A 214-nucleotide genomic window follows, 5' to 3' on the forward strand; every position below is an offset into this window, starting at 1 on the left:
GGCGGAACGGGTTCGCGATCATCATGTGGCTCGCGGTCTCGATCTTCGGTTCGGGCGGCAGCGGGAGCTGCTTCGTCCCGGCGTCGAGCTTGCGCAGGGCGGCGGCGAGGGCCAGCGGGTCTCCGGTGAGCTGGGCCCCGGAGGAGTCGGCCTCGTACTCGCGGGAGCGGCTGACGGCGAGCTGGATGATCGAGGCGGCGAGCGGCCCCAGGAT

1 protein-coding gene is annotated in these 214 nt (G+C 72.4%); it reads right to left on the reverse strand.

The window, feature by feature from the left end:
- The coding region (locus tag G3I40_RS38730) for a M48 family metalloprotease (RefSeq protein ID WP_164559500.1) at positions 1 to 214 on the reverse strand (214 nt) is incomplete at both ends.

Origin of the sequence: Streptomyces sp. SID14478, assembly GCF_010548525.1 — a bacterium.
Lineage (GTDB): Bacteria > Actinomycetota > Actinomycetes > Streptomycetales > Streptomycetaceae > Streptomyces.